23 protein-coding genes are annotated in these 25628 nt (G+C 64.6%); 16 read left to right on the top strand and 7 right to left on the bottom strand.

The window, feature by feature from the left end; translation table 11 throughout:
• Position 1: 1 nt before the first annotated feature.
• The 12 genes from ACLBKT_RS08740 (at position 2) to ACLBKT_RS08685 (ending at position 11263) form a co-directional block, all read left to right on the top strand.
• A complete protein-coding gene (locus tag ACLBKT_RS08740; protein ID WP_054117330.1) occupies positions 2-283 on the top strand; it encodes an NAD(P) transhydrogenase subunit alpha in 282 nt (93 codons plus the stop codon).
• Between the two features lie 164 nt (positions 284-447).
• On the top strand, positions 448-1842 hold the full coding sequence (locus ACLBKT_RS08735; RefSeq protein ID WP_410183671.1) for an NAD(P)(+) transhydrogenase (Re/Si-specific) subunit beta: 1395 nt from the start codon (positions 448-450) through the stop codon (positions 1840-1842).
• A gap of 4 nt (positions 1843-1846) precedes the next feature.
• Complete coding sequence (locus ACLBKT_RS08730; RefSeq protein ID WP_410182534.1) at positions 1847-2188, top strand: hypothetical protein; 342 nt, start codon at positions 1847-1849, stop codon at positions 2186-2188.
• A 210-nt stretch (positions 2189-2398) separates the two neighbouring features.
• On the top strand, positions 2399-3604 hold the full coding sequence (locus ACLBKT_RS08725; RefSeq protein WP_410182533.1) for a parallel beta-helix domain-containing protein: 1206 nt from the start codon (positions 2399-2401) through the stop codon (positions 3602-3604).
• Positions 3601-4620: an SO2930 family diheme c-type cytochrome gene (locus ACLBKT_RS08720; RefSeq protein WP_410182532.1), complete on the top strand. Its 1020-nt coding sequence runs from the start codon at positions 3601-3603 to the stop codon at positions 4618-4620. The genes ACLBKT_RS08725 and ACLBKT_RS08720 overlap by 4 nt, the downstream gene beginning before the upstream one ends.
• Entirely contained in the window at positions 4617-5600 is a 984-nt protein-coding gene (locus ACLBKT_RS08715; protein ID WP_410182531.1) for an alpha/beta fold hydrolase, read from the top strand. Before ACLBKT_RS08720 ends, ACLBKT_RS08715 begins: the two co-directional genes overlap by 4 nt.
• Positions 5601-5694: 94 nt before the next feature.
• Positions 5695-6399, top strand: a complete 705-nt coding sequence (locus ACLBKT_RS08710; protein ID WP_410182530.1) for an aspartate/glutamate racemase family protein — start codon at positions 5695-5697, stop codon at positions 6397-6399.
• A gap of 297 nt (positions 6400-6696) precedes the next feature.
• The gene (locus ACLBKT_RS08705; protein WP_410182529.1) at positions 6697-7860 is read left to right on the top strand and encodes a deoxyguanosinetriphosphate triphosphohydrolase; all 1164 of its coding nucleotides are present in this window, start codon (positions 6697-6699) and stop codon (positions 7858-7860) included.
• Positions 7853-8575: an NAD(P)H-binding protein gene (locus tag ACLBKT_RS08700; RefSeq protein ID WP_410182528.1), complete on the top strand. Its 723-nt coding sequence runs from the start codon at positions 7853-7855 to the stop codon at positions 8573-8575. The genes ACLBKT_RS08705 and ACLBKT_RS08700 overlap by 8 nt, the downstream gene beginning before the upstream one ends.
• Positions 8572-9024, top strand: coding sequence for an ABA4-like family protein (locus tag ACLBKT_RS08695; RefSeq protein WP_410182527.1), 453 nt, complete (start codon positions 8572-8574; stop codon positions 9022-9024). Before ACLBKT_RS08700 ends, ACLBKT_RS08695 begins: the two co-directional genes overlap by 4 nt.
• A gap of 60 nt (positions 9025-9084) precedes the next feature.
• Positions 9085-10647: a long-chain-fatty-acid--CoA ligase gene (locus ACLBKT_RS08690; protein ID WP_410182526.1), complete on the top strand. Its 1563-nt coding sequence runs from the start codon at positions 9085-9087 to the stop codon at positions 10645-10647.
• A gap of 16 nt (positions 10648-10663) precedes the next feature.
• Complete coding sequence (locus tag ACLBKT_RS08685) at positions 10664-11263, top strand: DUF938 domain-containing protein (protein WP_410183670.1); 600 nt, start codon at positions 10664-10666, stop codon at positions 11261-11263.
• On the opposite strand, the gene ACLBKT_RS08680 is transcribed toward ACLBKT_RS08685, so the two are convergent.
• From ACLBKT_RS08680 to ACLBKT_RS08670, 3 genes are all read right to left on the bottom strand, one after another.
• A complete protein-coding gene (locus tag ACLBKT_RS08680) occupies positions 11260-11391 on the bottom strand; it encodes an Entericidin EcnA/B family protein (protein ID WP_410182525.1) in 132 nt (43 codons plus the stop codon). The two genes, ACLBKT_RS08685 and ACLBKT_RS08680, sit on opposite strands and share 4 nt — an antisense overlap.
• A 96-nt stretch (positions 11392-11487) precedes the next feature.
• Positions 11488-11619, bottom strand: a complete 132-nt coding sequence (locus tag ACLBKT_RS08675; RefSeq protein WP_410182524.1) for a hypothetical protein — start codon at positions 11617-11619, stop codon at positions 11488-11490.
• A 65-nt stretch (positions 11620-11684) separates the two neighbouring features.
• Complete coding sequence (locus ACLBKT_RS08670; RefSeq protein WP_410182523.1) at positions 11685-12596, bottom strand: DMT family transporter; 912 nt, start codon at positions 12594-12596, stop codon at positions 11685-11687.
• A 65-nt stretch (positions 12597-12661) separates the two neighbouring features.
• On the opposite strand from ACLBKT_RS08670, the gene ACLBKT_RS08665 reads away from it, so the two are divergent.
• Positions 12662-12901, top strand: a complete 240-nt coding sequence (locus ACLBKT_RS08665) for a hypothetical protein (RefSeq protein WP_410182522.1) — start codon at positions 12662-12664, stop codon at positions 12899-12901.
• A gap of 248 nt (positions 12902-13149) precedes the next feature.
• On the opposite strand, the gene ACLBKT_RS08660 is transcribed toward ACLBKT_RS08665, so the two are convergent.
• Complete coding sequence (locus ACLBKT_RS08660) at positions 13150-14673, bottom strand: CpaF family protein (protein WP_410182521.1); 1524 nt, start codon at positions 14671-14673, stop codon at positions 13150-13152.
• Positions 14674-14867: 194 nt separating this feature from the next.
• Here ACLBKT_RS08660 and glmS point away from each other — a divergent pair, with 194 nt between their 5' ends.
• Complete coding sequence (glmS, locus tag ACLBKT_RS08655) at positions 14868-16703, top strand: glutamine--fructose-6-phosphate transaminase (isomerizing) (RefSeq protein WP_410182520.1); 1836 nt, start codon at positions 14868-14870, stop codon at positions 16701-16703.
• A gap of 151 nt (positions 16704-16854) precedes the next feature.
• The gene (locus tag ACLBKT_RS08650; RefSeq protein WP_410182519.1) at positions 16855-19164 is read left to right on the top strand and encodes a putative bifunctional diguanylate cyclase/phosphodiesterase; all 2310 of its coding nucleotides are present in this window, start codon (positions 16855-16857) and stop codon (positions 19162-19164) included.
• A 9-nt stretch (positions 19165-19173) separates the two neighbouring features.
• Here ACLBKT_RS08650 and purQ read toward each other — a convergent pair whose 3' ends face one another.
• Both purQ and purS read right to left on the bottom strand, forming a co-directional pair.
• Entirely contained in the window at positions 19174-19863 is a 690-nt protein-coding gene (gene purQ / locus ACLBKT_RS08645; RefSeq protein WP_410182518.1) for a phosphoribosylformylglycinamidine synthase subunit PurQ, read from the bottom strand.
• Positions 19863-20105, bottom strand: coding sequence for a phosphoribosylformylglycinamidine synthase subunit PurS (purS, locus tag ACLBKT_RS08640; RefSeq protein WP_410182517.1), 243 nt, complete (start codon positions 20103-20105; stop codon positions 19863-19865). Before purS ends, purQ begins: the two co-directional genes overlap by 1 nt.
• Positions 20106-20394: 289 nt before the next feature.
• Between purS and ACLBKT_RS08635 the strand changes: the two genes are divergently transcribed.
• Positions 20395-22626 carry a TonB-dependent receptor gene (locus ACLBKT_RS08635; RefSeq protein WP_410182516.1) on the top strand — a complete coding sequence of 744 codons (2232 nt, stop codon included), beginning with the start codon at positions 20395-20397 and terminating at the stop codon, positions 22624-22626.
• A gap of 81 nt (positions 22627-22707) precedes the next feature.
• On the opposite strand, the gene ACLBKT_RS08630 is transcribed toward ACLBKT_RS08635, so the two are convergent.
• Positions 22708-25578 (bottom strand): M16 family metallopeptidase, encoded by a 2871-nt coding sequence (locus tag ACLBKT_RS08630; protein WP_410182515.1) that lies wholly within the window; start codon positions 25576-25578, stop codon positions 22708-22710.
• Between the last annotated feature and the right edge of the window lie 50 nt (positions 25579-25628).

Here is a 25628-nt window from a genome sequence, read left to right as displayed (position 1 = left end):
CATGGACTTTATTTCGATTCTTTCGATCTTCGTGCTGGCCTGCTTCGTGGGCTATTACGTCGTCTGGTCGGTGACTCCGGCGCTGCATACTCCGCTGATGGCGGTGACCAATGCGATCTCCTCGGTGATCATCGTCGGCGCGCTGATCGCCGCGGCCGAGGCGGAGAACCCGGTGGCGAAATATCTCGCGCTGGCGGGCGTGGTGATGGCCAGCATCAACATCTTCGGCGGCTTTGCCGTGACCGAGCGGATGCTCGCGATGTACAAGAAGAAGGAGAAGTGAAGATGGGCTTCGCTTCCCTCGTCACCCCGGCGCAGGCCGGGGTCCAGCTTGCTTCGGCAGCGCGCAAGATCGGTAAAAGCTGGATCCCCGCCTTCGCGGGCATCACGGCTCTGTTTTCCACCCCGGCCCACGCCGCAGGGAGCGGCACCACCCCGGCCTGGGCGATGCTCGCCTATCTGGTCGCGGGCGTGTTCTTCATCCTCGCGCTGCGCGGGCTGTCGAGCCCGGCCAGCAGCCGCGCGGGCAACCGCAACGGCATGATCGGCATGGCAATCGCGGTCGGCACGACGCTGGTGATGCACGGCACCAACCTCGTCGAGATCGGCATCGCCATCGCCATCGGTGCGATCCTCGGCGTCACCATTGCGCGGCGTATCGCCATGACCGCGATGCCCGAACTGGTGGCGGGCTTCCACTCGCTGGTCGGTTTGGCAGCTGTGGTGGTAGGCCTTGCCGCATGGCTCAACCCGGCCGCCTTCGGGATCACCGATACGGCAGGTCAGATCATGGCGGTGAGCCGGGTCGAGCTTGGCCTCGGCATCGCCATCGGGGCGATCACCTTCTCAGGGAGCGTCATCGCCTTCCTCAAGCTGTCGGGCCGGATGAGCGGTTCGCCGATCATGCTGCCGGGCCGCCATGTCATCAACCTCGGCACGCTGGCTGCGATCCTTGTGCTGATCGGGCTCTACACCGTCTCGCCGCAGGGCGGGGCGGGTGAAGGGTGGATGGTGATTGCTGTCACCGTGCTGGCCTTTGCCATCGGCTTCCTGCTGATCATCCCGATCGGCGGGGCGGACATGCCGGTCGTGGTGTCGATGCTCAACTCCTATTCGGGTTGGGCTGCGGCAGCGATGGGCTTCACGCTGGGCAACTCGGCGATGATCATCACCGGAGCGCTGGTCGGCTCCTCGGGCGCGATCCTCAGCTACATCATGTGCCGGGCGATGAACCGCAGCTTCATCAGCGTGATCGCGGGCGGCTTCGGTGCCGACGCGGGCGCTGGCGGCGGCGGCGGCGCGCGCGAGCAGCGGCCCTACAAGCAGGGCTCGGCCGAAGACGCGGCCTACATGCTCGAACAGGCCGAAAAGGTCATCATCATCCCCGGCTACGGGATGGCGGTCGCCCAGGCCCAGCACGCGCTGCGCGAAATGGGCGACAAGCTCAAGGAAAAGGGCGTGGAGGTGAAGTATGCCATCCACCCCGTCGCGGGCCGTATGCCGGGGCACATGAACGTGCTGCTGGCCGAAGCCTCGGTGCCCTACGATGAAGTCTTCGAACTGGAGGACATCAACTCCGAATTCGCCCAGTGCGACGTTGCCTTCATCATCGGCGCGAACGACGTGGTGAATCCGGCGGCGAAGACCGACAAGTCCTCGCCGATCTACGGGATGCCGGTGTTCGACGTCGACAAGGCCAAGCAGGTGTTCTTCATCAAGCGATCGATGGGCGGGGTGGGCTATGCCGGGGTCGACAACGACGTGTTCTACATGAACCAGACCGTCATGCTCCTCGCCGACGCGAAGAAGATGGTCGAGGAAATCGTCAAGTCGCTGGACTGACCTCATGCGGAAACTGCTGCTCTGGATTGTGGTGCTGGCCGTGCTGGCGGGCGGGGCGCTGTTTAGCGGCCTCGCCAACCCGCTGGTGGAAATGCAGGTCAAGGGCGCGCTGGTCGAATCCGGCATCGGCGAAAAGCGCGCCGCCTGCATGGCGGAGCGTATGGTCGACCGTCTGACCATCCCGCAGCTGTGGAAGTTGCGCCAAGGCATGGCTGCGCAGGCTGGCGAGCCTGAGGAAGGCTATGGCCTTGGCGAGCTGATCAAGCGGCTTGACCGCGTCGATGACGGCGAGGCCGTGGCGGTGCTGACCACGTCAGCCGGGCTGTGCGCGATCGGGATCGGCTGATTACCCCTCCGTCACGTGCCTGCAGCACGTGCCACCTCCCCATTGCTCCGCAACGGAGAGGGACTAAAGGTCAGAACGTATCTCCCCGTCCCGAAGGGATGGGGAGCTGGCAGCGCCGCAGGGCGCTGACGGAGCGGCAAGAAGCCACGCTCCCCGCTTGCATTCCCCCTCCCGCTTGCGCCAGAGTGCGCGGTGGAGAGGGAGACTATCATGAACCGATTGGCCATTGCCGCCGCGTTGCTGGCCACAGCAGCGCCGCTCGCCGCCGAGACGCACCGGGTCGAACCGGGCGAGGGTGCCGCCCAACGCTTGCAGGAGGCACTGATCCTCGCCGCACCGGGCGACGTGATCGAGCTGGGCGCGGGACGCTTCGTCCTGACCGATGGGCTCAGCCTTGACGTTGACGGGGTCACGCTGCGCGGCGCAGGCATGGATGGCGAGGGCGCCAGCGTGCTCGATTTCACTGGCCAGCAAGGCGCAGGCGAGGGGCTGCTGGTCACCTCCGACAATGTCACCTTGCGCGATTTCGCGGTCGAGAACCCCAAGGGCGACGGGATCAAGTCCAAGGGCGCGGACAACATCATCTACAGCGGCATTCGGGTCACATGGACTGGCGGGCCCAAGGCAACCAACGGAGCCTATGGCATCTACCCGGTGGAGAGCACCGGCGTGCTGGTCACGAATTCCAAGGTTTCGGGCGCGTCCGATGCGGGCATCTATGTTGGCCAGAGCCGCGACATCACGGTTCGCCAGAACATCGTCGAGTTCAACGTCGCGGGCATCGAGATCGAGAACAGCCGCAACGCGCTCGTCACCGAGAATATCGCCACCCGCAACACCGGCGGGTTGCTGGTGTTCGACCTGCCGGGCCTGCCGGTGATGAACGGCGGCAATGTCATCCTGCGCGAGAACATCGTCGCGGATAATGACACCCCGAACTTCGCGCCGCCCGGCAACATCGTCGCCAGTGTCCGCCGCGGCACGGGCGTGTTGGTGATGGCGAATGATGGCGTGCTGATCGAGGAAAACGCCTTCGAGAACAACCCGACTGCGCACATCATGGTGATCGCTTACACCCAGCCTTTCACCGACGAGCGCTACAATCCCCATGCCCGCAATGTGATCGTTGGCCTCAACGCCTTCGGGCGGGGCGGCGATGATCCGCAGCTCGATGGCAAGGAGCAATTGCTGGCGGCTTTCGGCGGCGCGCTGCCGCCGGTGCTGTGGGACGGGATCGTGGAGAAGGATAACGGACTGAAGATTGCGCCGGGCGTGACCGGCTGGTCGCTCAATCTGTCGAAGCCGGGACAGAGCCTTGCCGAAGCGCAGCCCGGGCCGCTGATGCTGACCCCGGTTGAAAGCTGGGACTTCCCCGAAGTGGGCGCCCCCGCAGCGCTGGAGGCGCGGCTGAAGTGAAGCGGCGGGGTCTCGGCCTTCTGGCTTTGGCCAGCGCCACCTTCGGCGCAGCGCTGAGCCATGCGACGGTGATCGCGCCTGCGTCGGTCAACGATGCGGCGATCACCGGCGCAGCCTTTCCCAAGGCGCTGAGCGAGTTCGCATTCTTTCAGGATGCCCGCGATCACCACCCGAGCGCGCGGGTGTATCCCTATGCGCTCAACACGCCGCTGTGGTCGGACGGGGCGGAGAAGCTGCGCTTCATCTACCTGCCCGAAGGCACGCAGCTAGCGGCGGATGGCGCGGGGCTGCTGCAATTCCCGGTCGGCGCGGCGATCATCAAGACCTTTGCCTTTGGCGAAGGCGAGGCGCGGCGGTTGATCGAGACCCGCGTGCTGCTCCACCGCGCCGAGGGCTGGGTGGCGCTGCCCTATCGCTGGAACGCCGAACAGACCGAAGCGACGCTGGCGCTGGCAGGTGGGCGGATCGATCTGGTGACGCCTGCGGGTGAGGCGATTTCCTATGCCATCCCCAACAAGAACCAGTGCAAGGGCTGTCACGCCAAGGACGGGCAGGTGATCCCGATCGGCCCCAAGGCGCGCAACCTGTCGGTCAAGTGGATGGCGCAGATGCGCGACGGCGGCGCGCTTGACCGCATTCCGCCGGGTGGGGCGACGATGCCGGTCTGGGCCGGCTACACCGCCGCAAGCCCCGCAGCGCCCTTTGCCCGCGCCTATCTCGACGTCAACTGCGCCCATTGCCACCAGCCGGGCGGCGGTGCGTCCAATTCCGGCCTCGATCTGCGCTGGGAGCAGTCCGATCCTCACGCGATTGGCATCATGAAGCGGCCCGTGGCGGCCGGTCGCGGGGCAGGGGGGCATGACTTCTCGGTCCTGCCCGGAGAGCCCGATAAATCGATCCTGCTGTTCCGAATGGATAGCGCCGAACCCGGCATCGCCATGCCCGAACTCGGCAAGGCGAGCGTCGACAAGGAAGGCGTCGCCGTCGTGCGGCGCTGGATTGCGGAGATGAAATGATGAAGTGGGTCTGGCGCGGCTTGCTCGCGCTCCTTGGCGTCCTTGTGATCGCCTTCCTGATCTTCCGCACCCCCGATACGGACGCAGCCGCCATGCGCGCCAAGTATGGCGGACCGCCTTCGCAATTCGTCGCCATCGGTGGCGGTGTGACCGTCCACCTGCGTGACGAGGGGCCGAAAGATGCGCCCGCGATTGTGCTGCTCCACGGTTCCAATGCCGATCTCCATACGTGGGAGCCGTGGGTCGCGGCGCTCAAGGGCCAATACCGGGTGATCCGCTTCGATCAGGTCGGCCACGGCCTTACCGGGCCTGATCCCAAGGATGATTACAGCCGCGACAATTACGTCGCCGATATCCTCGAAGTGGCGAATAGGCTAGGACTGAAGCAGTTCATTCTCGGCGGCAATTCGATGGGCGGAAAGCACGCGCTGGCCTTTGCGATCGCCCACCCGGAACGGCTGACCGGCCTGGTGCTGGTCGATGGCAGCGGGGGGCCGATGCTCAAGCTCGACACCAAGAAGGACGAGGACAGCGGCAATATCGGCTTCAAGATTGCGCAGACGCCGGGGATCAATCTGCTGGTCGAGCAGATCACGCCGCGCAGCCTGATCCAGCAAAGCCTTGAACAATCGGTCTCGGTCAAATCCGTCGCGAGCGAGGCGGCTGTGACGCGCTACTGGGAGCTGCTGCGCTACCCCGGCAACCGCCGTGCGACCTTGAAACGCTTCGGCTATCCCTATGATCCGCTGGCGGAGGCGGAGATCGCCAAGGTCACCACGCCAACGCTGATCCTGTGGGGTGAGGAGGATCGCGTGATCCCGGTCGAAGCGGGCAAGTGGCTTGCCAAGACCATGCCGAACGACACGCTTGTGATCTATCCCGGGATCGGTCACCTCCCGCATGAGGAAGCGCCCGAGGCCACGCTTGCCGACCTGCAACCGTGGCTTGCCAAGCACGCCTTGGCTGCAAAACCGGAGTAAACCCCCGCCCGCACGTCCGCGCCCACTGGACGCCAAGGTTGCTTGCACCCTACACCCTTTCGCACCTGCACACAGAATCGAAAGGCTGGCGACTTTGCGCAAACTCGGGATCATCGGCGGCATGAGCTGGGTGTCGACCGCGACCTATTATGATCGCATCAATCGCATCGTCCAGAAACGCGCCGCGCCGATGGCAAGCGCGCCGCTGCTGATCGAGAGCCTCGATTTCTGCCAGCTCTACGCCTTGCGCGAAGAACGTGACTGGCAGCGTGCGGCACAGGTGCTGATCGAGAGTGCCAAACGGCTCGAAGGGGCGGGCGCGCAAGGTCTCATCATCGGGGCCAATTCGATGCACCGCCTGTATGACGATGTGGCGGCCAGCGTGACCATCCCGATCCTGCACATCGCCGAATATGTCGGCCTCGCCATGAAGCGCGCCGGCGTGACGAATGCGGCGCTGCTGGGCACCCGCAACGTGATGACCGAAAGCTTCTATCGCAAGCGTCTGGTCGCTCACGGGATCGACCTGCTGCCGCCCAATCTCGAATATGTCGAAATGCTCGACCGGATTATTTATGACGAGCTGATGGTCGGTAAGGTCACGCGCGAGGCCGAGCGGACGCTGAAGACCATCATCACCAACAAAGCCCAGGAAGGGGCCAGCGCAGTGGTGCTGGCCTGTACCGAACTGGATCTGGTGGTCGATGTGGATGCCAATGTTCTGCCGATCTTCGATAGCACCCGAATCCATTGCGAAGCGGCTGCGGACTGGATTTTGCTTGATGATGCCGAGGGTTAGCACTCAGCTCATCGGGCGAGACGTGCAGTTGGTCGATTAGCTGGGTTGCAAGGGGTGCAACCGGTTAACTTTTCCGCCTATGGCGCGCTCGGATTTTGTCGCGGAAACGTAATGGCATTATCCGGGTCTTCGGGTCGCACCGATTGGCCCTTGGGGCCGCTTTCCTCCCCCCCAATCACCGGAAGGCGGCCCCATAATTTTTCGGACCCAACCGGCTGTATTTCCGCTGTTTTTGCAGTGTTCTTGCCTCGTTCCGGTTGAGAAGCCTGTCCGGCTCGCCTACGCGCTCGACCTGTGATGACCCGCGCCCCCTATGCTGCTGACCCCGAGGCCCACGGGCCGCGCGAATTCGGCGGCGCTGGCGATGGCGAACGGCGCGGTCCGCGCAGCGCCTTCCAGCGCGATCGGGACCGGATCATCCATTCGATGAGCTTCCGGCGGCTGAAATCCAAGACCCAGGTGTTCATCGCCCCTGATGGCGATCATTATCGCACCCGCCTCACTCACAGCCTTGAAGTCGCGCAGATCGGTCGGGTGATCGCGCGCGCACTGGGGCTGGACGAGGATCTGACCGAAGCCCTGTGCCTTGCGCATGATCTCGGCCATCCGCCATTCGGCCATGCGGGGGAAGCGGCGCTTTCGGACGCGATGGAGCGCCATGGTGGCTTCGATCACAATGCGCAGGCGCTGCGCACGGTGATGCGGATCGAATGCCCCTATCCCGCGCATGACGGGCTCAACCTCACCTGGGATCTGCTCGAAGGTCTGGCAAAGCACAACGGCCCGGTGACCGCGCCGAACTGGGCGCTGGCGGAACTGGACGAAGCCTTCCCGCTCATGCTCGGCACTTGGCCCTCGCTCGAGGCGCAAGTGGCGGCGGTGGCGGACGACATTGCCTATGACAATCACGACATCGACGATGGCCTGCGCGCCGGGTTTCTGAGCCTTGACGATTTGCTCGCCCTCGATTTCCTCGCAGAGCAGTGGCGGAGCGTCGAAAAGCGCTTCCCCCACGCCCCGCGTGAACGTTTGCTGCGCGAGATGATCCGCGATCAGATCGGGCTGATGGTGAATGATGTGATCGCGCACACTTCGGAGCAGGTGAAGGGCTTGCGTTCGGTGGCAGACGTGCGCGAGGCCGGGCGCCAGCTCGCCGGGTTCTCCCCCGCCATGGCCGCGCAGGAACGGCGGCTGAAGACTTTCATGTACGAACGGCTCTACTACCACCCCGAACAGATCGCAGCGGCCGAGCGCGCGCGCGATGTCGTCGCACGGCTCTACGCCGCCTATGCGCAGGACGCGCGCCTGATGCCGGACGACTGGCAGGCCCGCCTGCCGCAGCGCGATCCGAGCCGCGCGCGGGTGATCGCCGATTTCATCGCCGGGATGAGCGACCGGTTCGCGATGCAGGCGGTGAGCAAGATCTATGGCGAGCGGCCGTTGGGTTTGATCAATGTCTGATCCGCGTAGCATCGCCCCGGTCCGCATCGCTCTGGTCGGGGCCACAGGGCTGGTCGCCCGGCGCGTGATCGAGCTTGCCAGCGCGGGCGATGAGGTGCGGATCGTCGGCATCGCCCGGCGCGAGGTGCCGCTGCCACCCGGCGCGCGGATGGAGATGTTCGTGGCGGAGCCCGCCAAATGGGGCGAAGTCCTCGATGCGGTCCGCCCGCGTGCGCTGATCTGTGCGCTGGGCACCACCTGGAAGAAGGCCGGACGTGATGAAGCCGCCTTCCGCGCGGTCGATTTCGATCTGGTGCTCGCCACCGCCGAAACGGCCAAGCGGGCCGGGGTGCCCAATATGGTGGTGGTCAGTGCCGCAGGCGCCGATGCCCGGTCCAAGAGCCTCTATATGCGGGTCAAGGGCGAGACCGAGGAAGCGCTGTCGCGCGTCGGTTTCAAGCGGCTCGATATCCTTCATCCCGGCCTGCTGCGCGGGACACGGACCGATGACCTGCGCTTTGCCGAGCGCGCGGCGATCATCGCCGCGCCGCTGATTGACCCGCTGCTTTCGGGCAAGTGGGAGCAATACCGTTCGATCGATGCCGGGCTGGTCGCCGAGGCCGCATTGGGCCTTGCGCTGCGCCGGGCCGGTGGACGATTTACGCACGACAACGAGGCGATGCGCCGCGCCGCGCGCGAATGGCGCCGCCTGAGCGAGACCGGAGAGGCGCAATGATCGACTGGAATGCGTGGTTCAGCATGGTCAACCTGCTGGCGCTGATCGCGTGGACGGGGCTGATCCTGCTGCCGCGCTGGCCTGCGCTGCTATCGGGCATCCTGTATCTTGGCATTGGCCTGCTGTGCCTGATCTACGCCACCGGGTTGATCGGCTTGTTGAGCGGGCTGATCCCCAATCCGCAGGGCGGCGGCGCGGATTTCACGACCATCGAAGGTGTCCGCGCGATCTTCGGTTCGGATGGCGGCGTAACGATCGGCTGGACGCATTACCTCGCCTTCGATTTGTTCGTCGGACTGTGGATTGCCCGCGATGGCGATGCGAAAAACATCTCGCGCTTCATTCAGGCGCCGGTTTTGCTGGCGACCTTCATGGCCGGGCCGCTCGGCCTGCTGGTGTGGCTGGGCTTGCGCGAGCCGATTGCGCGGCGGCAGGGGCGGTTTCGCTAGACCGCCGCGCCACGTTGCGCTTAACCTCTCCCCACACAGCTTTTGGGAGAGAGCAGCGCCATGGCGAGAAACGCCTATCACGACTTTTCGACCTTCGATGCGATCCTGCATTTCTGGGCGAAGGAGCGGCCTGACGGGCCAGCCTTCGATCAGGACGGGCGGGTTACCTCCTATGCCGAAGCTGATCTTCTCACCCGCCAGCTGATCGCCTTGCTGCACGCCCGCGGGATCGCCGCCGGGGACCGGATCGCGTGGCTCGGCAAGAACCGCGATATCTATTTCCTGCTCTACATCGCCGCCGCGCGGATGGGGGCGGTGATGGTGCCGATCGGCTGGCGGCTCGCCCCGCGCGAGATTGCCTATATCCTCGGCGACACCGAGGCGAAGCTGCTGTTCGCCGATGCGGAATTCGTCGCTGTCGCGCATCAGGTCGCAGGCGAAGTGCCCGCCAATCCCGAGGTGATCGAGGCTGAGGCCGCGCGCACCGCCGCCGCCGGGTTCGAACCCGCGGATTACGCGCCGCCGGGGCAGCATGATCCGGTGTTGCAGCTCTATACCTCCGGGACGACCGGCAACCCCAAGGGCGCGATGCTGACCAACACCAATCTGCTGGGCTTGAGGAATGCGGGCAACCAGGCGGGGCTGGACTGGCAGTTCTACGAACCCGGCGATTGCATGCTGGTCGCCATGCCTTGCGCACATATTGGCGGCACGGGGCTGGTGAATATCGCGATTGCCAATGGCGTGCGCAGCCTGGTGCAGGCGGAATTCTCCCCCGTCGGCGTGCTCGAAGCCATCGAGGCCGGGGCGACGCACATGTTCATCGTGCCCGCCGCACTTCAGATGGTGGTGCAGCACCCGCGCGCGGCGACCACGGATTTCAGCAACCTCAAATACCTCATGTATGGCGCAGCGCCGATGCCCCTGGAACTGCTCAAGGAAGCGGTGCGGACCATGCCGACCACCAGGTTCCTGCAAGCCTATGGCATGACCGAAACCAGTGGCACGATCTCGATCCTGCCGCCCGAGGATCACTCGCTTGAGGGCAATCAACGAATGCGCTCGGCGGGCAAGGCCTGTCCGGGGGTGCAAATCGAAGTGCGCGGGCCGGACAATGTCGAAGTGCCGCGCGGCGCAATCGGCGAGGTCTGCATCCTCTCGCCCAGCAACACGCCCGGCTACTGGAAGCTGCCCGAAGCGACGACCAAGACGATTGACCCCGATGGCTGGCTCCATACCGGGGACGCGGGCGTGATGGACGAGGACGGCTATGTCTATATCCAGGACCGCATCAAGGACATGATCATCTCCGGCGGCGAGAACGTCTATCCGGCCGAGGTCGAAAGCGCGATCTACGGCCACCCCGCTATCGCCGAGGTTGCCGTCATTGGCGTGCCCAGCGCCAAGTGGGGCGAAGAGGTCAAGGCCTGCGTCGTCGCCAAGCCGGGCATGACGGTCGACGAGGCCGACGTGATCGCCTGGACGCGCGAACGCATCGCGGCGTTCAAGGCGCCCAAGAGCGTCGATGTCATCCCGCTGATGCCGCGCAATGCCAGTGGCAAGATCCTCCGGCGCGAGCTGCGCGCGCCCTATTGGGAAGGCCAAGAGCGGCAAGTAAGCTAGCCGCAGGTCGCCTGACATAAAACAGCACGCCCCCGCCACAGAGCGCAACCGCGCGCCGATTGCTGAAGTGCTGGCGCGCGAATTGCCGGATAGCGGCACGGTGCTCGAAATTGCGGCGGGCACCGGGGAACACGCCGTGTTCTTCGCAGAGGCCTTCCCCGCACGCGCGTGGCAGCCGACGGACCCTTCGCCCGAGGCGCTGGCCTCGATTGCCGCCTACCGCGCGGACTATCCGGGCGACAATCTCGCCGCCCCGCTGCTCCTCGATGCGGCTGCGCCTGAATCGTGGCCGGTCCACCAGGCTGCTGCCATTCTGTGCATCAACATGGTGCACATCAGCCCTTGGGAAGCGACTCTCGGCCTGTTCCGGGGCGCTGCGCGGGTACTGCGCACCAGCGGCGCGCCGCTGATCCTCTACGGCCCCTATATCGAACAGGGCGTCGAAACCGCGCCCTCCAATCTCGCATTCGATGCCAGCCTGAAAGCCCGCAACCCGCTTTGGGGCTTGCGCGAGGCAGAGGCTCTCGATGCGCTCGCCGCCACGCATGGCATGCGGCGGACAGCGCGTTACGCGCTGCCCGCTAACAATATCATGCTCATTTATCGCAAGATTTAGTCAATCGCGCGCTTGCCGGCCTGGCCGACCGACTTGATGTCATCGCCAATGCCGTCAACCGTGTTGCAGGCAGTGGCAGTCAACGCGAGAGCGGCGAGGGCGGCGGCAGTCAGTACATGGCGAATCATCGGTCAGAGTCCTTTGTTGGCTGTGATGTTCATTCAACGCACGACCCTGCATAAATTTTCCTGACAATCCCCTGAAGCGACGCCCGCGCCGAAGGTTCAGATTTCCTCTTTCACCTCGCGCGAGGCCGATTGCAGGTCTTCGCCAGCACCTTCGACGGTGTTGCATGCGGTGGACGCCAGCAGGGCTGGCACAGCGACGATGGCAAGAAGCAGATTACGAGTGGTCATGGCGGGGTACTCCTTCGTGATGGACCCGAAGGCGCGTACCGGCGATGCGGTCGCAAAGGTCCATGCTATTCGCCAGAGTGCACCCGGGATCGGGCAAGCTGCCGCTCGCGCCAGGCAATCAGCAACCCGGCCGCGATAATCAGGGGCGCGCCGAGCCACAGGCTGGCGGGCGCGGCACGGTCAAAAATGGTGTAGCCGTAGAAGCTCGCCCAGAGCAGCGCGGTGTAATCCATCAGCAGGATCACGGCGGCCGAGCCGAACCGCAGCGAGGTCGTCAGCAGCATCTGCGCGCCAGCGCCGACCAGTCCCATGCCAAGAATCAGCGCCCAGGTCACCGGATCATGGCCCGCCATCACGAAGGGCAGGGCAAGGGCCGCAACCGGCGTGGTCAGCGCGCTGAACCAGAAGACGATACTCCACGGGTTTTCGGTGGTGTTGAGGTCCTGGAGCTGGAAGCTGATCAGGGCGACCATGAATGGCGCGACCAGTCCGACCGCGACACCGGCCAGAGTCACGCCTTCGTGCAGCCCGGAAAAGGGCTGCATGACCACGATCACCCCGGCAAAGCCCATCGCCACCGCGCCCCAGCGGTATGGGCCGATCCGCTCGCGAAACAGCACAATGGCGATCAGCACGGCGAACACCGGCGCGGTGAATCCGAGTGTCGTCGCCTCGGTCAGCGGCAGCAGCAAGACCGCGCCATAGGTAAAGATCATGCCGAACAAGCCGCTCGCCGCGCGGCGGGCGTGGGCAGGGAGGCGCTTGGTCCTGAGCAGCGCAAGCTTGCCCGTCAGTGCCAAACCTGCGCCGAGCAGCACGACGGTGAGCAATTGCCGCCAGAAAATCAGCTCGATCAGATGCGCGCCGCGGGTCCCTGCCAGCTTGACCAGCATACCCATCGTCGCCAGCGCGAAGGCGGCCAACAATCGGACGCCAAGCGCAAGCAAGGGGCGGGGGCGGGCGATCGAGCCATCCATCGCCAGAGGGCTTGGCCGAGGCAAGAGGCTTGCGCAAGCCGTGCGCGCACCCACATTGCGCGCCGATGGACATTGTCGCGCAATTCGAACTGCTGAGCGATGCCGCCCAGCTTGCGTGGGCGGGCGGGGTCTTGTGGGTGCTGGCCGGCCTTGCCGCCCTTATGGAGCGACGGCGGGCCAAGCGGCGCGATGTCGCCCGGCTGGAGCAGGTTGGCTGGGTGCCCTGGACCAGCTTGTTCATGCTGGCAGCGATCGCGGGTGGCGGATGCCTTGCGATGAGCCTGCCGGCGGTGATGAAGGGGTGATTTCCGTTCCTGCCCGTCCCGCAAGGATGGGGAGGAGGACCGCCGGCGTAGCGGGTGGTGGAGGGGCTTTTGTGTGCCTCGTAACCCCTCCGTCACCGCTGCGCGGTGCCACCTCCCCATTCCTGCGGAACGGGGAGAGAATCATGCCTCGCTTTGACAAACGACGCCGAAGGCGTCGCAAGGGCAACCGGCCGCCGGCCGGTTAGGCCGAAGCTATTGGCCCGGAGGGGCCGATAGCGCCTGTCGCTTTAGAGGCAGGCCTCAAGATACGCCTGATCAAACCCGAACTGCCGCGCCTTTTCCAGCGTGTAGGGGCGCAGGCCCGACGAGCGGAATTCGCCGAGGATCTTCCCGTCGTCGCTCTCGTCGAGATATTCGAACTTGAACAGCTCCTGCGTCACGATCACGTCGCCTTCCATCCCGATCACTTCGGTGATGTTGGTGGTGCGGCGCGAACCGTCGCGCAGACGCTTCACCTGCACGATCAGGTCGACCGATTCGGCGATCTGGCGGCTGATGGCTTCCTTGGGGATCTTGATGTCGCCCATCAGGATCATGTTTTCCATACGGCCAAGGCACTCACGCGGGGAGTTGGCGTGGAGCGTACACATCGAACCATCGTGACCGGTGTTCATCGCGGCGAGGAGATCGAAACACTCCGCGCCGCGAATTTCCCCGAGGATGATGCGGTCAGGACGCATACGCAGGGCGTTCTTCACAAGGTCGCCGATGGTGATCGCGCCCTGGCCTTCGAGGTTCGGCGGGCGGGTTTCAAGCGGCAGCCAGTGCGGCTGCTGCAGGCGAAGTTCCGCCGCGTCTTCGATGGTCAGCACGCGTTCGCCCGGGTCGATCATCTTCGACAGGGCGTTGAGCATGGTGGTTTTACCCGAACCGGTACCGCCCGAGATAACGATGTTCATCCGGCTTGCGCCCGCAATCTTGAGCGCGGTTGCCATCTTGTCCGACATCGAGCCGAAATCGCGCAGCATGTCGATGGTGATCGGCTTTTCGGAAAACTTACGAATCGAGATCGCGGTGCCGCGCAGGCTGAGCGGGGGCACAATCACGTTCACACGCGAGCCGTCTTTCAAGCGGGCGTCGGCGAGCGGCGTGGTCTGGTCGACGCGGCGACCAACCTGGTTCACGATCCGCTGCGCGATCTGGAACAGGTGCTGTTCGTCGCGGAACCGGATCGGGGCGAGCTGGAGCTTACCCTTCTTTTCGATGTAGGTCTGATCCGGGCCGTTGACCATGATATCGGTCACGTCGGGATCGTTGAGCAGTTCTTCGAGCGGACCGAAGCCGAGCAACTCGTCGATCAGCACCTTTTCCAGCGCGAATTGTTCGCGCCGGTTGAGGGTGACCTTCAGCTCGGCCAGCACTTCCATGATGATCGGGCGGAATTCTTCCGACAACTCCTCCTTCGAGAGGGTCGCCGCCGCTTCGGGATCGACACGTTCGAGCAGGCGCGGCAGCACCTGTTCCTTGATCTTGTGGACGCTGGCTTCAAAACCGCCGACTTCAGAGTCGCCCGTGTTGACGGCCGCCATGCGCTCGTTGAGGCGTTCCATGGCTTCTGCGGTTGACGTGGGTTTGGCCAGCGAAGGCGCCGGAGCCGGACGCGGGGCAGGGGTTTCACCCGGAATAGGCGGGAACTGTTCGCCCCCGCGCGGACCTGCGCCCGCACCCTTCATAGGCCGCGCGACACCGAAGGCGGGCCGAGAGCCCGGCTTCATTCCGCCAGCATTGCCCTTTTTTCCGAATGCGCTCATTCTCAGCCCCCGAGGCTCTCTAAAACCCTGCGCACCTCGCCTGAAGGAAGCGAAGGCTGCGTCTCGAAAAATGGTGAATAAGCAGGAAAGGTTGTTTTTTTCCTAAGCTCGCCCGGACGGCGCAATCGGGGGGCTTGCTGTTCACTTTAGGGCAGCTAGAGCGGCGGAAACGACAGCGAGGGAACAGCCAGGCGATGTGCGGCATTATCGGGATCGTGGGAAGTGCCAGCGTCGCTGACCGGCTGGTCGACGGGCTGAAGCGGATGGAATATCGGGGCTATGACAGCTCCGGGATTTGCACGCTGCATGACGGCGCCCTCGTGCGGCGCCGTGCGGAGGGGCGGCTCGCCAATCTGGTGACAGTGCTCGCCAGCGATCCGGCCCCCGGACACGTCGGCATCGCGCACACCCGCTGGGCCACCCACGGTGCCCCGACTGCGGCCAATGCTCATCCGCACGCGACCGCGGAAGTCGCCATCGTTCACAACGGCATCATCGAGAACTTCAAGGAACTGCGCGCCGAACTCGCCGCCAAGGGCCGGGTGTTCGAGAGCGAGACCGACAGTGAAGTCGTCGCGCACCTGATCTCCGCCGAGGTCGAAGCCGGGGCCGACCCGGTCGCCGCCGTGCGCGCTGTCTTGCCGCGCCTGCGCGGTGCCTTTGCTCTGGCCATCGCGTTCCGCGCGCATCCTGAGCTGCTGATCGGCGCGCGATTGGGCTCGCCGCTGGTTCTTGGCTATGGGCCGGAAGGCGAGGAGGCCGAGATGTATCTCGGGTCCGACGCGCTGGCGCTCGCCCCGCTGACCCAGCGTATCACCTATCTCGAAGAAGGTGACTGGGTGGTGCTGCGGCGCGACGGCGTCCAGATCTATGACCTGCACAACACCCCTGTCACCCGCGAAATCCGCCCCTCGGGCGCATCGGCGGCGGCGGTGGAGAAGGGCAATTACCGCCACTTTATGCAGAAGGAGATCTACGAGCAGCCCACCGTGGTGGCGCAGACGCTCGCTTCCTATCTGCGGCGCTCGGACAATTCCGTGGCCCTGCCACAGATCGACTTTGACCTGTCGAGCATCCGCCGCCTGACGATCGTGGCCTGCGGCACGTCCTACTATGCCGGGATGGTGGCGAAGTACTGGTTCGAACAATTTGCCCGCGTCCCGGTCGACATCGATGTCGCGTCTGAGTTCCGTTACCGTGACCCGGTGCTGGAAGACGGCGGTTTGGCGCTGTTTATCTCGCAGAGCGGGGAAACGGCGGACACGCTGGCGGCGCTGCGTCACTGCAAAGCCAATGGGCAGACCATCGGCGTGGTCGTCAACGTGCCGACCAGCACAATGGCACGCGAGGCTGACTTGCTGCTGCCGACCCACGCCGGGCCGGAAATCGGCGTCGCTTCGACCAAGGCCTTCACCTGTCAGCTGGCCGTGCTGGCCGCGCTGGCAGCCCACATGGCGGTGAAGAAGGGCCGTCTCAGCCGCGATCAGGAATCCGAGATCGTGCGCCACCTGCTGGAAGCGCCTGCTGCGCTGAACGCGGCGCTCGCGCATGATGATGATATCGCCGCCATGGCGCACCTGATCGCGCCGGCGCGCGATGTGCTCTATCTGGGGCGCGGGCAGGATTATCCGCTGGCGCTGGAAGGCGCATTGAAGCTCAAAGAAATCAGCTACATCCATGCCGAAGGCTATGCGGCGGGCGAAATGAAGCACGGGCCGATTGCGCTGATCGACGATGCGGTGCCCGTGGTGGTGATCGCGCCTTCGGGCCCGCTGTTCGAAAAGACCGTCTCCAACATGGAGGAGGTGCGCGCGCGCGGCGGGCAGGTGGTGCTGATCTCTGACGCCAAGGGCATTGCCGAGGCGGGCGAGGGCTGTATCGCCACAATCGAGATGCCAGTGGTCCACCCGCTGATCGTGCCGATGGTCTATGCCGTTCCGGTGCAGCTGCTCGCCTATCACGTCGCGGTGGTCAAAGGCACGGATGTCGATCAGCCTCGCAACCTCGCCAAATCTGTGACGGTCGAATAGCCCCAGATGAGGGTAATGGTGCCCGCGGCGGGTTAACTATTGTCAGGCCGCGGCTGCTCGCGTTCCTTTACCGCAATCTAACCATTGGCCGTTAAGCCTGCTGTCAGTGGCCAAGCAATCCGCCTCCTTATCGCCGCCTTCCGCGGTCGAATTGCCGATATCCGATATTCTCGGACTGTCGAGCAATCCGGCGTTCGATCCGACGCGCCTGCGGGGGGACGAATATGCCGAGCTGGCGAAAGCGAGCCGTAACCGGATGCTGGCCAATGCGCTGGTGGTGGCGTTCGTGGCCTCGATCTTTGCGCCGCTGATCGGGCTGCTGATTGTCACACCCTGGGCCGCGCTGCTCGCCTTCATCCTCTACCGGTCGCGGCAGACCGATCTGCTGCTGGTCGATCCGACATACCGCGCCGGTCCCGCCGCCCTTGCGCAAACGCAGAACGTCAACGCCATTGCCTCAGCCTTATGCTGGGTGGCGGCGCTTATCGCCTTTCCGCTGCTGGCCGATGGCGCCCAAGCGACCGCGATGCTGTTGATCGTGATGGTGATGATGGTCTCTTCGACCTTCGTTTTCTCAACCTCGCCGCTCAGCGTGCTGATCTACATCGCCATTCTCGGGGTCGGCGCAATCGTGTCGCTCGCTTTGCAAGCTGAATGGCAGGCGCTCTGTGCGGCGATCCTGTTCACGATTGCGAACCTCGTCGCGACGGTTCAGATCCGCTCGACCTTCGTCAAGGCCCGGCTGGCCGAAGCGGCCGTGATCGAAAAGGAGGCTGTGGTCTCCTTGCTGCTGCGCGAGTTCGAAGAGAACGAGGCGGACTGGCTCTGGGAAGTCGATCCTGCACGGCGGCTTCGATCCGTTTCGCCGCGCTTCGCTTTCGCGCTGGGCCGCTCGCAGGCTGATGTCGAGGGCAAGCCGCTGCTTGAGATGATCGCGGGCCGCAACTGGGAAAACGGGCAATTCCCGGCGAGCCTGCATGATCTGGCCGAGCGGCTGAAGAACCGCGAGAACTTCTCGAACACGCTGGTGCAGGTGTCGATCCTCGGCGAAGAGCGCTGGTGGGAACTCTCAGGCACGCCGATGCGCGACGAACAGGGGCGCTTCACCGGCTTCCGCGGTGTCGGCTCGGACGTGACCGAACAGCGCAAGTCCTCCGAGAAGATCGCCTATCTGGCGCGGTATGACACGCTGACGCAGCTGCCCAACCGCCTGCACCTGACCGAAGCGCTGGGCGAGGCGCTGCGTTATGCGGTGCAGTGGCGCACGCGCTGCGCGCTGCTGATGGTCGATCTCGACCGGTTCAAGGCGATCAACGATTCACTCGGCCATATGACCGGCGACAAGCTGCTGGGTCAGGTCTCGGCCCGCCTGCAAGCCCTAATGGGCGAGAACCAGATGTGCGGGCGACTCGGCGGAGACGAGTTTGCGATCGTGATCCGCGATGCGAGCACACCGGGCGTGATCCGCAATCTTGCCCGCCAGGTGATCGATCGCCTGTCCGAACCCTATCAGGTCGACCACCATACGCTGTATGTCGGCGCGAGCGTCGGTTCCGCCGAGGGTCCGCGCGATGGCAACAGCGTCGAGGAAATGATGCGCAATGCCGACCTTGCGCTCTACCGCGCCAAGGACATGGGCGGGGGCGAACATTGCCGCTTCGAGCAGGAGCTCCACGCCTCGGCCGAAGAACGCCGCTCGCTCGAAGCGTCGCTCCGCAAGGCCCTGGGCCGCGACGAGATGATCCTGCATTATCAGCCCGTGGTCGACGCTCGCAGCGAAAAGGTGGTCAGCTTCGAGGCGCTGGTGCGGTGGAACAGTGCCGAGCATGGCTTTGTCAGCCCGGGCAAGTTCATTCCGCTCGCCGAAGACACCCGCCTGATCGTGCCGATCGGGCAGTGGGTGATGCGGCAGGCCTGCCAGGAAGCGCGCAACTGGCCCGAAGACATCAAGGTCAACGTCAACGTCTCACCCGAGCAGTTGCTTGAGCCCGGCTTCCATGAGGAAGTGGTGCAGGCGCTTGCGGTGTCCGGTCTCCGCCCGGAACGGCTCGAGATCGAAGTGACCGAGAGCATCTTCCTGCGCGATGCCAGCGTTGCGCGCAACGCGCTGGAACAAGTGATGGCGCTGGGCTGTTCGGTCGCGCTGGATGACTTCGGGACCGGCTATTCCTCACTCGGCTATCTGCGCAAGCTGCGGTTCTCGACCATCAAGGTCGATCGCACCTTCGTGCAGGGCGCGGCGCAGGGCAGTGCGGAAAGCCTCGCGATCATCAACGCGGTGGTGGCGATGGCGCAGAGCCTCAAGATGACCACGACTGCGGAAGGCGTGGAAACGGTCGAAGAGGCCGAACTCATCCGAAATCTGGGTTGCGACAAGATCCAGGGCTTCTACTTCGGCCGACCGATGACGGCGGATGATGCGCGCGGGCTGTTCCGCCACCTGAGCGAGCGCCGCGCCTGACGCACAGCGCTACGCGGTGGCGAAGTTCGCCAAAATGTTCTCGAACAGGCGCCGCCCGTCAGCCCCGCCCAGTGCCGCCACTGCCGCAGGTTCGATCGCGCGTTCAGGGTGCGGCATCATGCCGAGCACGCGGCCATTGGCGCTGAGCACCCCGGCGATATCGCGCGCCGATCCGTTGACAGCCTCGCCGTAACGGAAGGCGACGCGGCCTTCGTTTTCCAGTTGATCGAGGGTTTCAGCGTCGGCGAAGTAATTGCCGTCATGATGGGCGACCGGCACGCGGATCGTCTCACCCGCAGCAAAGCCCGCGGTGAAGGGCGAGGTGGTGTTTTCTACCGTCAACGCCACGGTGCGGCAGACGAACCGCTGGCCGGCATTGCGCAGCAACGCACCCGGCAGCAGGCCGGCTTCGGTGAGCACCTGAAAGCCATTGCAGACGCCGAGCACTGGCACGCCGCGCTCCGCCGCCGCAATCACCGCCCGCATGATCGGGCTGGTCGCCGCCATCGCGCCGGAACGCAGATAGTCGCCATAGGAAAAGCCGCCCGGCAGCGCGATCAGATCGAGCCGGTCCGGCAGATCGGCATCGGCATGCCACACCCGCAGCGCGGGCTGGCCCGACACTGCTTCGAGTGCGCTGGCCATGTCCCGGTCGCAGTTGGAGCCGGGGAAGGTGATGACCGCCGCCCGGAACGCCATCAGCCTTGCGCTCCTGCGGTTTCGATCGAGAAGTTTTCAATCACGGTGTTGGCGAGCAGCTTTTCGCACATCGCCTTGATCGTGTCATGATCAGTGCCATCGGCCACATCGAGTTCGATCAACCGGCCGATCCGCACGTCTTCGACCCCGGCGAAACCGAGGCCTTCAAGCGCATGGTGCACGGCGCGGCCTTGTGGATCGAGCACGCCGGGCTTCAATCGGACGAGGACGCGCACTTGCATGGCTGATGCTCCAATATGGGGGGCTGTCTTGGCGCCGCTATAGCGTTCCAGCCCGCACACGCAATCGCACTGATCGCGCTTGTGCACCGCAAGCCGGGTCGAATTGCTGTCAAAAACCAGTCGTCAATAGCATAGGATTGTAACCTTGGTGCAACAACTCGCCAGAGAACGCCGCGCAAGCGTCGTTTTGACGCAACATTGATGCTGCCTCGCCTCGCGCGAATCGGACAAAAATGTCACGGGCACATCACCCACTCTCCATCCGCTCAAACCAAAGGGGCGCCGTCTGATGTCTCACCGTTATTCCGCATTTCGTGCTGTCTGGGCCGGCTCGACCGCGCTCGCAGCCGCCGCTGCCTTCAGCATTGCCGCTCCTGCCGCCGCACAGGATAGCGAAACGGCCGAGGCCACCGACGGTCAGCTGGCGACAATCATCGTCACCGCGAACCGCCGCGAGGAAAATCTTCAGGACGTGCCGGTGTCGGCCGACATTCTGGATCAGGAACGCATCGGCGCGATCTTCAGCGGAGCGGGTGATATCACCGCGCTGGCGGGCACCGCGCCGGGTCTCAACGTCGAAAGCTCGAATGGCCGCGTGGCGCCGCGCTTCTACATCCGTGGCCTTGGCAACACCGATTTCGATCTTGCCGCCTCGCAGCCCGTCTCGGTGGTGCTTGACGATGTCGTGATGGAAAACGTCACCCTCAAGAGCTTCCCGATCTTCGATGTCGAGCGGGTCGAAGTCCTGCGCGGGCCGCAGGGCACGCTGTTCGGGCGCAACACCCCGGCGGGGATCGTGAAGATCGATTCGATCAAGCCGAGCCACGACACCAGCGTTGTTGCCGGCCTGTCGTTCGGCAGCCTCGACACGATTTCGCTCAATGGCGCGGTCGGCGGATCGATTGCCAAGGACGTGCTGGCCTTCCGCGTCGCAGCGCAGATGCAGAAGCGGGGCGATTGGATCAGCAACGGCTTCACCAATCAGGATAACGCGCTGGGCGGCTACGCCGATTTCGCCGTGCGCGGGCAGTTGCTGTTCACGCCGAACGACCGGACGAGCATCAATGCCGCGGTCAATTTCCGCGATCTTCAGGGCTCCTCGACCTTCTTCCGCGCCAATATTCTGGGCCCGGGCAACAACAAGCTGAACGCCAATTACGATCGCGACACGGTCTTCTACGATGCAGGCGGCGGCAATCAGGCCGATTACCAGCAGTTCGGGGCAACGCTGACCGCGGCCTATGAATTCGATGGCGCGACGCTGACCTCGATCACCAGCCACTGGACCAGTGAAGGCTCGAGCCGCGGCGATGTCGATGGCGGTTTTGGTGCGGTGTTTCTGCCGGGCGGGGGTGGCCCCGGCCTGATCCCGTTCCCCTCGGACACGCAGGATTCGATTGATCTGAAGCAGACAACCCAGGAAATCCGCCTCGCCTCGACCGGTGAGGGTCCGCTGAGCTGGCAGGTCGGCGGGTTCTATTTCGAAAGCGATTTCGACGTCACCACCGTCGGCTTCACCTTCCCGCCGCCGGTCACGGTCAACCACACCAACGAAGCCTGGGCGCTGTTCGGGCAGGTCGGCTACCAGCTGACCGAAAAGCTGCGCGTCACCGGCGGCCTGCGCTACACCGATGACCAGAAGGATTTCTTCGTCCGGTCCGGCGCTGCCCCGCAGCCGCGCAGCGTGGGTGACGATCAGTTCGATTGGGACATCAGCATCTTCGGCGATGTGTCGGAAGATGCCAGCGTCTATGCCAAGATCGCCAACTCGTTCCGCGGGCCGACGATTCAGGGCCGCGATGTCGCCTTCTTCAACCCGCCCTCAGTCGCGCAGTCGGAGAACATCACCTCCTACGAAGTCGGTTTCAAGAGCGAGCTGGCGGATCGCACCGTCCGCTTGAATGGTGCGGCCTATTACTACACGGTTGAAGACCCGCAGTTCACCGCTGTCGGCGGTGCGGGCAACCTCGTCCAGTTGATCAATGCCAACAAGGGCGAGGCATGGGGCGTCGAATTCGACGGCGCGTTCCAGGTGTCGCCGCAGTTCCTCGTCACTCTCGGCGTGGCTTACAACAACACCGCGATCAAGGATTCGACCCTTGCCGTCGGTATCTGCGCGCAGTGCACCGTCACCGATCCCACGCGCGTGATCAGCGGCAGCACCCGCGCGCTGATCAACAACAATCCTTTCCCCAACGCACCGGAGTGGAGCGGCGATTTCACCGCCCGCTACAGCATCCCGGTGGGCAATACCGGTGAGTTCTTCATCTTCACTGACTGGGTATTCCTCGGTGACACGAACTTCCTGCTTTACGAAAGCCGCGAATTCAACGCCAAGAGCCGCATCGAAGGCGGTCTCAAGGTTGGCTATTCGGGTGACGATGGCCAGTGGGAAGTCGCTGCCTTCGCGCGCAACATCACCGATGAAGACAACGTCCTTGGCGTGGTCGACTTCAACAACAACACGGCCTTCGTCAACGATCCGCGCATCATCGGCGTGATGTTCGGCGTGAAGTACTGATAGGTCTTGCGTCCCCGCCGCGGGCGGGGGCTTCGCCAAACAGAAAGGGGCTGGCAGGCGGTGACCTGTCAGCCCCTTTTCTTATTCCGCAGCCACCGATGCTTCGGGCACCACCACAAACTCCACCGCGCCATCGGGGATGAGATATTTCAGTGCCATCTGGTGGATGTCTTCGGGCATGATGGCCCCCATGATCCCCGGCGCGTCGAAGTAATCATCCAGCTCCGCCGGATCGCTCTGAGCGTCGGACGCCAAGGCCAGCCAGCCGCCCAGGTCTTTCAGGTAATTGTTATAGGCCTCGAAATACGGCTTGCGGGCGCGCTCGATGATGTCGGCATCAAGCGGCGCCTGACGCAAGTCGGCGACCAGTTGTTTGAGCGCTTCGCGGCTGGGTTCGACCTGATCGACCGCAACCGATGTGCTGATCGTAAACGTCCCGAACCCGGGATAGTCGTCGCTGGTGTCGGACGCGGCTGAGGGAGAATAGGCCTGCCCGAGCTTTTCGCGCAGACGGTCGGTCAGTTCGAGCCGCACGATCCGCGCCAGCAGGTTCAGACGCATCGATTCGGCGAGGTCGCTGTCATCGGTGGTCGGCCAGACCCAGTGGAGCAAGGCCTGATCGGGCTCACCCTTGTGGGTCAGCACCCGCTGACCGCGTTCGGCAGTGAAGGTCACCACCCGCGCTTCGTCGCGAGGATTGAATTCAGCCTCGCGTGCGGGGAGCGCGCCGAAGGTCGAGGCGACCGCCGCAATCGCTTCCGCCTCGTCCAGATCGCCCACCAGTGCAATCTCGATCGCACCGGACGCCAGACGGTCTGCGATCACGTCGCGCAACTGCGGGAAATCGAGCGCGAAGAACGCCTCCTTGGGCTGGAGTGCGAAGCGCGGGTCATTGTCATGAATGACGCCGCCCTGCGCTGCGGCGAGCGCGCGGCCCGGAGTCGAATCGAGCGTCTTGTAGAAATTCTCGATGCCCTTGCGGAACTGCTCGACGGCTTCGGGGCGGTATCCCGGGTCGGTAATCAGCGCGGCCATCACCTGCATCTGGAGTGTCAGGTCGCGCGGGGTGGTGACGGCGGACGCCGTGAAGGCATCAACGCCGCGCCCCAATCCGAACGCCACGCTGCGACCGGCCAGCAATGTGGTGAGCTCGTCCCGGCTGTGCTTGCCCAGCCCGCCGCCCTCGAGCGATCCCGCCAGATAGGTGCGCAGCGGCTGCTCCTTGGTGTTCATCAGATTGCCGCCGTCGAGCGCGAAGGAAAAGGCGATGCGGTCTTTACGCACATCGGTCATCTTGAGCGTCAGCCGCACCCCGTTGGCGAAGCGGATTTGGCGCAGGCCGAGGCGCGGCTCGATGGAATCGGACACAATTGTCCCGGCGGGCCCGAAGTCGGTGTAACCAAAGGCCAGCGGGCCTTTGTCGACCGGTGCGGTGATCGGCTGGGCCATGCCCTCCGCGAAGGCCGTGCGCAAAGCTGCTTCGCCGCCTTCGGGCGCGGTGCGGCCCTCGAAGCGGATCAGCGGATCGGCAAGCGGCGCGGCATCGGCTGTCACCGCTTGCCAGAGGGCCTGCGGGGTCATGTCCGGGACCAGACGCTCGAATTCGGCCAGCTGCCATTCGGGCGTGGTTGGCACGCGCTCATCGCTGGCCAGCGCCAGCGCTGCGCCAGCGAAGACGGCATTGCTGCGGGTCTCCGCCGACTTCACGCCGTTTTCCAGCGATGTGCGGATATTGGCGAGCTGTTCGTCGACTTCGGCCTGCGTGAAGCCATAGGTGAGGGCCTGATTGACCTCGCGGGTCGCGGCGAGCACGCCTTTCTTCCACTCGCCATCGACGCTGCTGACGCTGAGGCTGGTAATCCGCGCCGCTTCGAAGATATCGCCCGAGCTGAAGCTGGCGCCCCGGAACGGCGCATCGGCGCTCCGCGTCAGCCGCGCGAGCCGGCGGTTGATGATGGCGTAGCCGACCCCGCGCAGGAACGCTGCTTTGCGATTGGCGATCGTGTCAGGCTCGTCCCGCCACGGGGCGAGGCGGCTGATGGTGACACTCTCGCTCAAAGCCGGATCGAGGTGAATGTCGGTGATTCCCTTGCGGGTCACGTCGATGGGGCCCGCCTCGGGCTCAGCCGGAGCGGGGGCTGGGGCCCAATCGGCAAAGCGGGTGCGGATGGCGGCCTCGACGACCTCCACCGGAAAGTCCCCCACCACCACCAGCACGGTGTTCGATGGCCGGTACGTGCGTTGATAGAGCGCGCGGATCTGGTCCGCCGTCGCGCTTTCCAGCACGGCCAGCGTGCCGATCGGAATGCGGTGGCGATAGCGCGCATCGGGGGCGAGGAATTCGACATTGTCCTCGAAGTTGCGCTGCTGGTAGCCCGCGCGGTCACGCCGTTCGGCGAGGATCACCCCGCGTTCGCGATCAACCGCGTCCTGCGTGATGAGAAGCTCGCTCGCCGTTTCGCGCATCAGCATCAGCGCCGTGCCGAGCAGTGCCTCGTCGTTGCGCGGCAGGTTGAGCATGTAGGTGATCGCCTCGAACCCGGTCGAAGCATTGGTGTCCGCGCCGAAGGCCAGCCCCTCGCGTTCGAGCAGCTTGACCATCTCGCCTTCAGGGATGCCCTTCGATCCGTTGAAGGCCATGTGTTCGAGATAGTGGGACAGGCCGCGCTCGTTGTCGGCCTCCTCCAGCGCGCCCGAATCGATCCGCATCCGCACCAGCGCCGTGCCTGCGGGCGTGGCGTTCTGGCGGATGATGTAGCGCATCCCGTTGGGGAGTTGGCCGAAGGTGTAGCCGGTATCGACCGGCACGTCGCTGTCCTCGAAAGCCCAGACAGGTGCGGGCGCGTCAGTGGTTGCTTCGGCCGCGGGGGCATCTTGCGCAGCGAGCGCGGTGGTGAAGGCGAGCGACGACAGCGCCAGCAGCAGGCTGGCAGCAAGGGGGAAATTCCGCATCGAAATCAGGCGTCTCTCTCGGGTCGTTTACACGGGGGGCGAGAGTAGCG

Source organism: Erythrobacter sp. W302b (genome assembly GCF_046452395.1).
Taxonomy (GTDB): domain Bacteria; phylum Pseudomonadota; class Alphaproteobacteria; order Sphingomonadales; family Sphingomonadaceae; genus Erythrobacter.
Note: the sequence above shows the minus strand (reverse complement) of the source record. Positions and strands in the feature narration are given on the sequence as shown.

Bases quoted from the DNA above. Each gene is read 5' to 3' on its own strand.
- ACLBKT_RS08740 (WP_054117330.1), top strand. From the start codon at position 2: ATGGACTTTATTTCGATTCTTTCGATCTTCGTGCTGGCCTGCTTCGTG.
- ACLBKT_RS08735 (WP_410183671.1), top strand. From the start codon at position 448: ATGCTCGCCTATCTGGTCGCGGGCGTGTTCTTCATCCTCGCGCTGCGC.
- ACLBKT_RS08730 (WP_410182534.1), top strand. From the start codon at position 1,847: ATGCGGAAACTGCTGCTCTGGATTGTGGTGCTGGCCGTGCTGGCGGGC.
- ACLBKT_RS08725 (WP_410182533.1), top strand. From the start codon at position 2,399: ATGAACCGATTGGCCATTGCCGCCGCGTTGCTGGCCACAGCAGCGCCG.
- ACLBKT_RS08715 (WP_410182531.1), top strand. From the start codon at position 4,617: ATGATGAAGTGGGTCTGGCGCGGCTTGCTCGCGCTCCTTGGCGTCCTT.
- ACLBKT_RS08705 (WP_410182529.1), top strand. From the start codon at position 6,697: ATGACCCGCGCCCCCTATGCTGCTGACCCCGAGGCCCACGGGCCGCGC.
- ACLBKT_RS08700 (WP_410182528.1), top strand. From the start codon at position 7,853: ATGTCTGATCCGCGTAGCATCGCCCCGGTCCGCATCGCTCTGGTCGGG.
- ACLBKT_RS08695 (WP_410182527.1), top strand. From the start codon at position 8,572: ATGATCGACTGGAATGCGTGGTTCAGCATGGTCAACCTGCTGGCGCTG.
- ACLBKT_RS08690 (WP_410182526.1), top strand. From the start codon at position 9,085: ATGGCGAGAAACGCCTATCACGACTTTTCGACCTTCGATGCGATCCTG.
- ACLBKT_RS08680 (WP_410182525.1), bottom strand. From the start codon at position 11,391: ATGATTCGCCATGTACTGACTGCCGCCGCCCTCGCCGCTCTCGCGTTG.
- ACLBKT_RS08675 (WP_410182524.1), bottom strand. From the start codon at position 11,619: ATGACCACTCGTAATCTGCTTCTTGCCATCGTCGCTGTGCCAGCCCTG.
- ACLBKT_RS08670 (WP_410182523.1), bottom strand. From the start codon at position 12,596: ATGGATGGCTCGATCGCCCGCCCCCGCCCCTTGCTTGCGCTTGGCGTC.
- ACLBKT_RS08665 (WP_410182522.1), top strand. From the start codon at position 12,662: ATGGACATTGTCGCGCAATTCGAACTGCTGAGCGATGCCGCCCAGCTT.
- ACLBKT_RS08660 (WP_410182521.1), bottom strand. From the start codon at position 14,673: ATGAGCGCATTCGGAAAAAAGGGCAATGCTGGCGGAATGAAGCCGGGC.
- glmS (WP_410182520.1), top strand. From the start codon at position 14,868: ATGTGCGGCATTATCGGGATCGTGGGAAGTGCCAGCGTCGCTGACCGG.
- purQ (WP_410182518.1), bottom strand. From the start codon at position 19,863: ATGGCGTTCCGGGCGGCGGTCATCACCTTCCCCGGCTCCAACTGCGAC.
- purS (WP_410182517.1), bottom strand. From the start codon at position 20,105: ATGCAAGTGCGCGTCCTCGTCCGATTGAAGCCCGGCGTGCTCGATCCA.
- ACLBKT_RS08635 (WP_410182516.1), top strand. From the start codon at position 20,395: ATGTCTCACCGTTATTCCGCATTTCGTGCTGTCTGGGCCGGCTCGACC.
- ACLBKT_RS08630 (WP_410182515.1), bottom strand. From the start codon at position 25,578: ATGCGGAATTTCCCCCTTGCTGCCAGCCTGCTGCTGGCGCTGTCGTCG.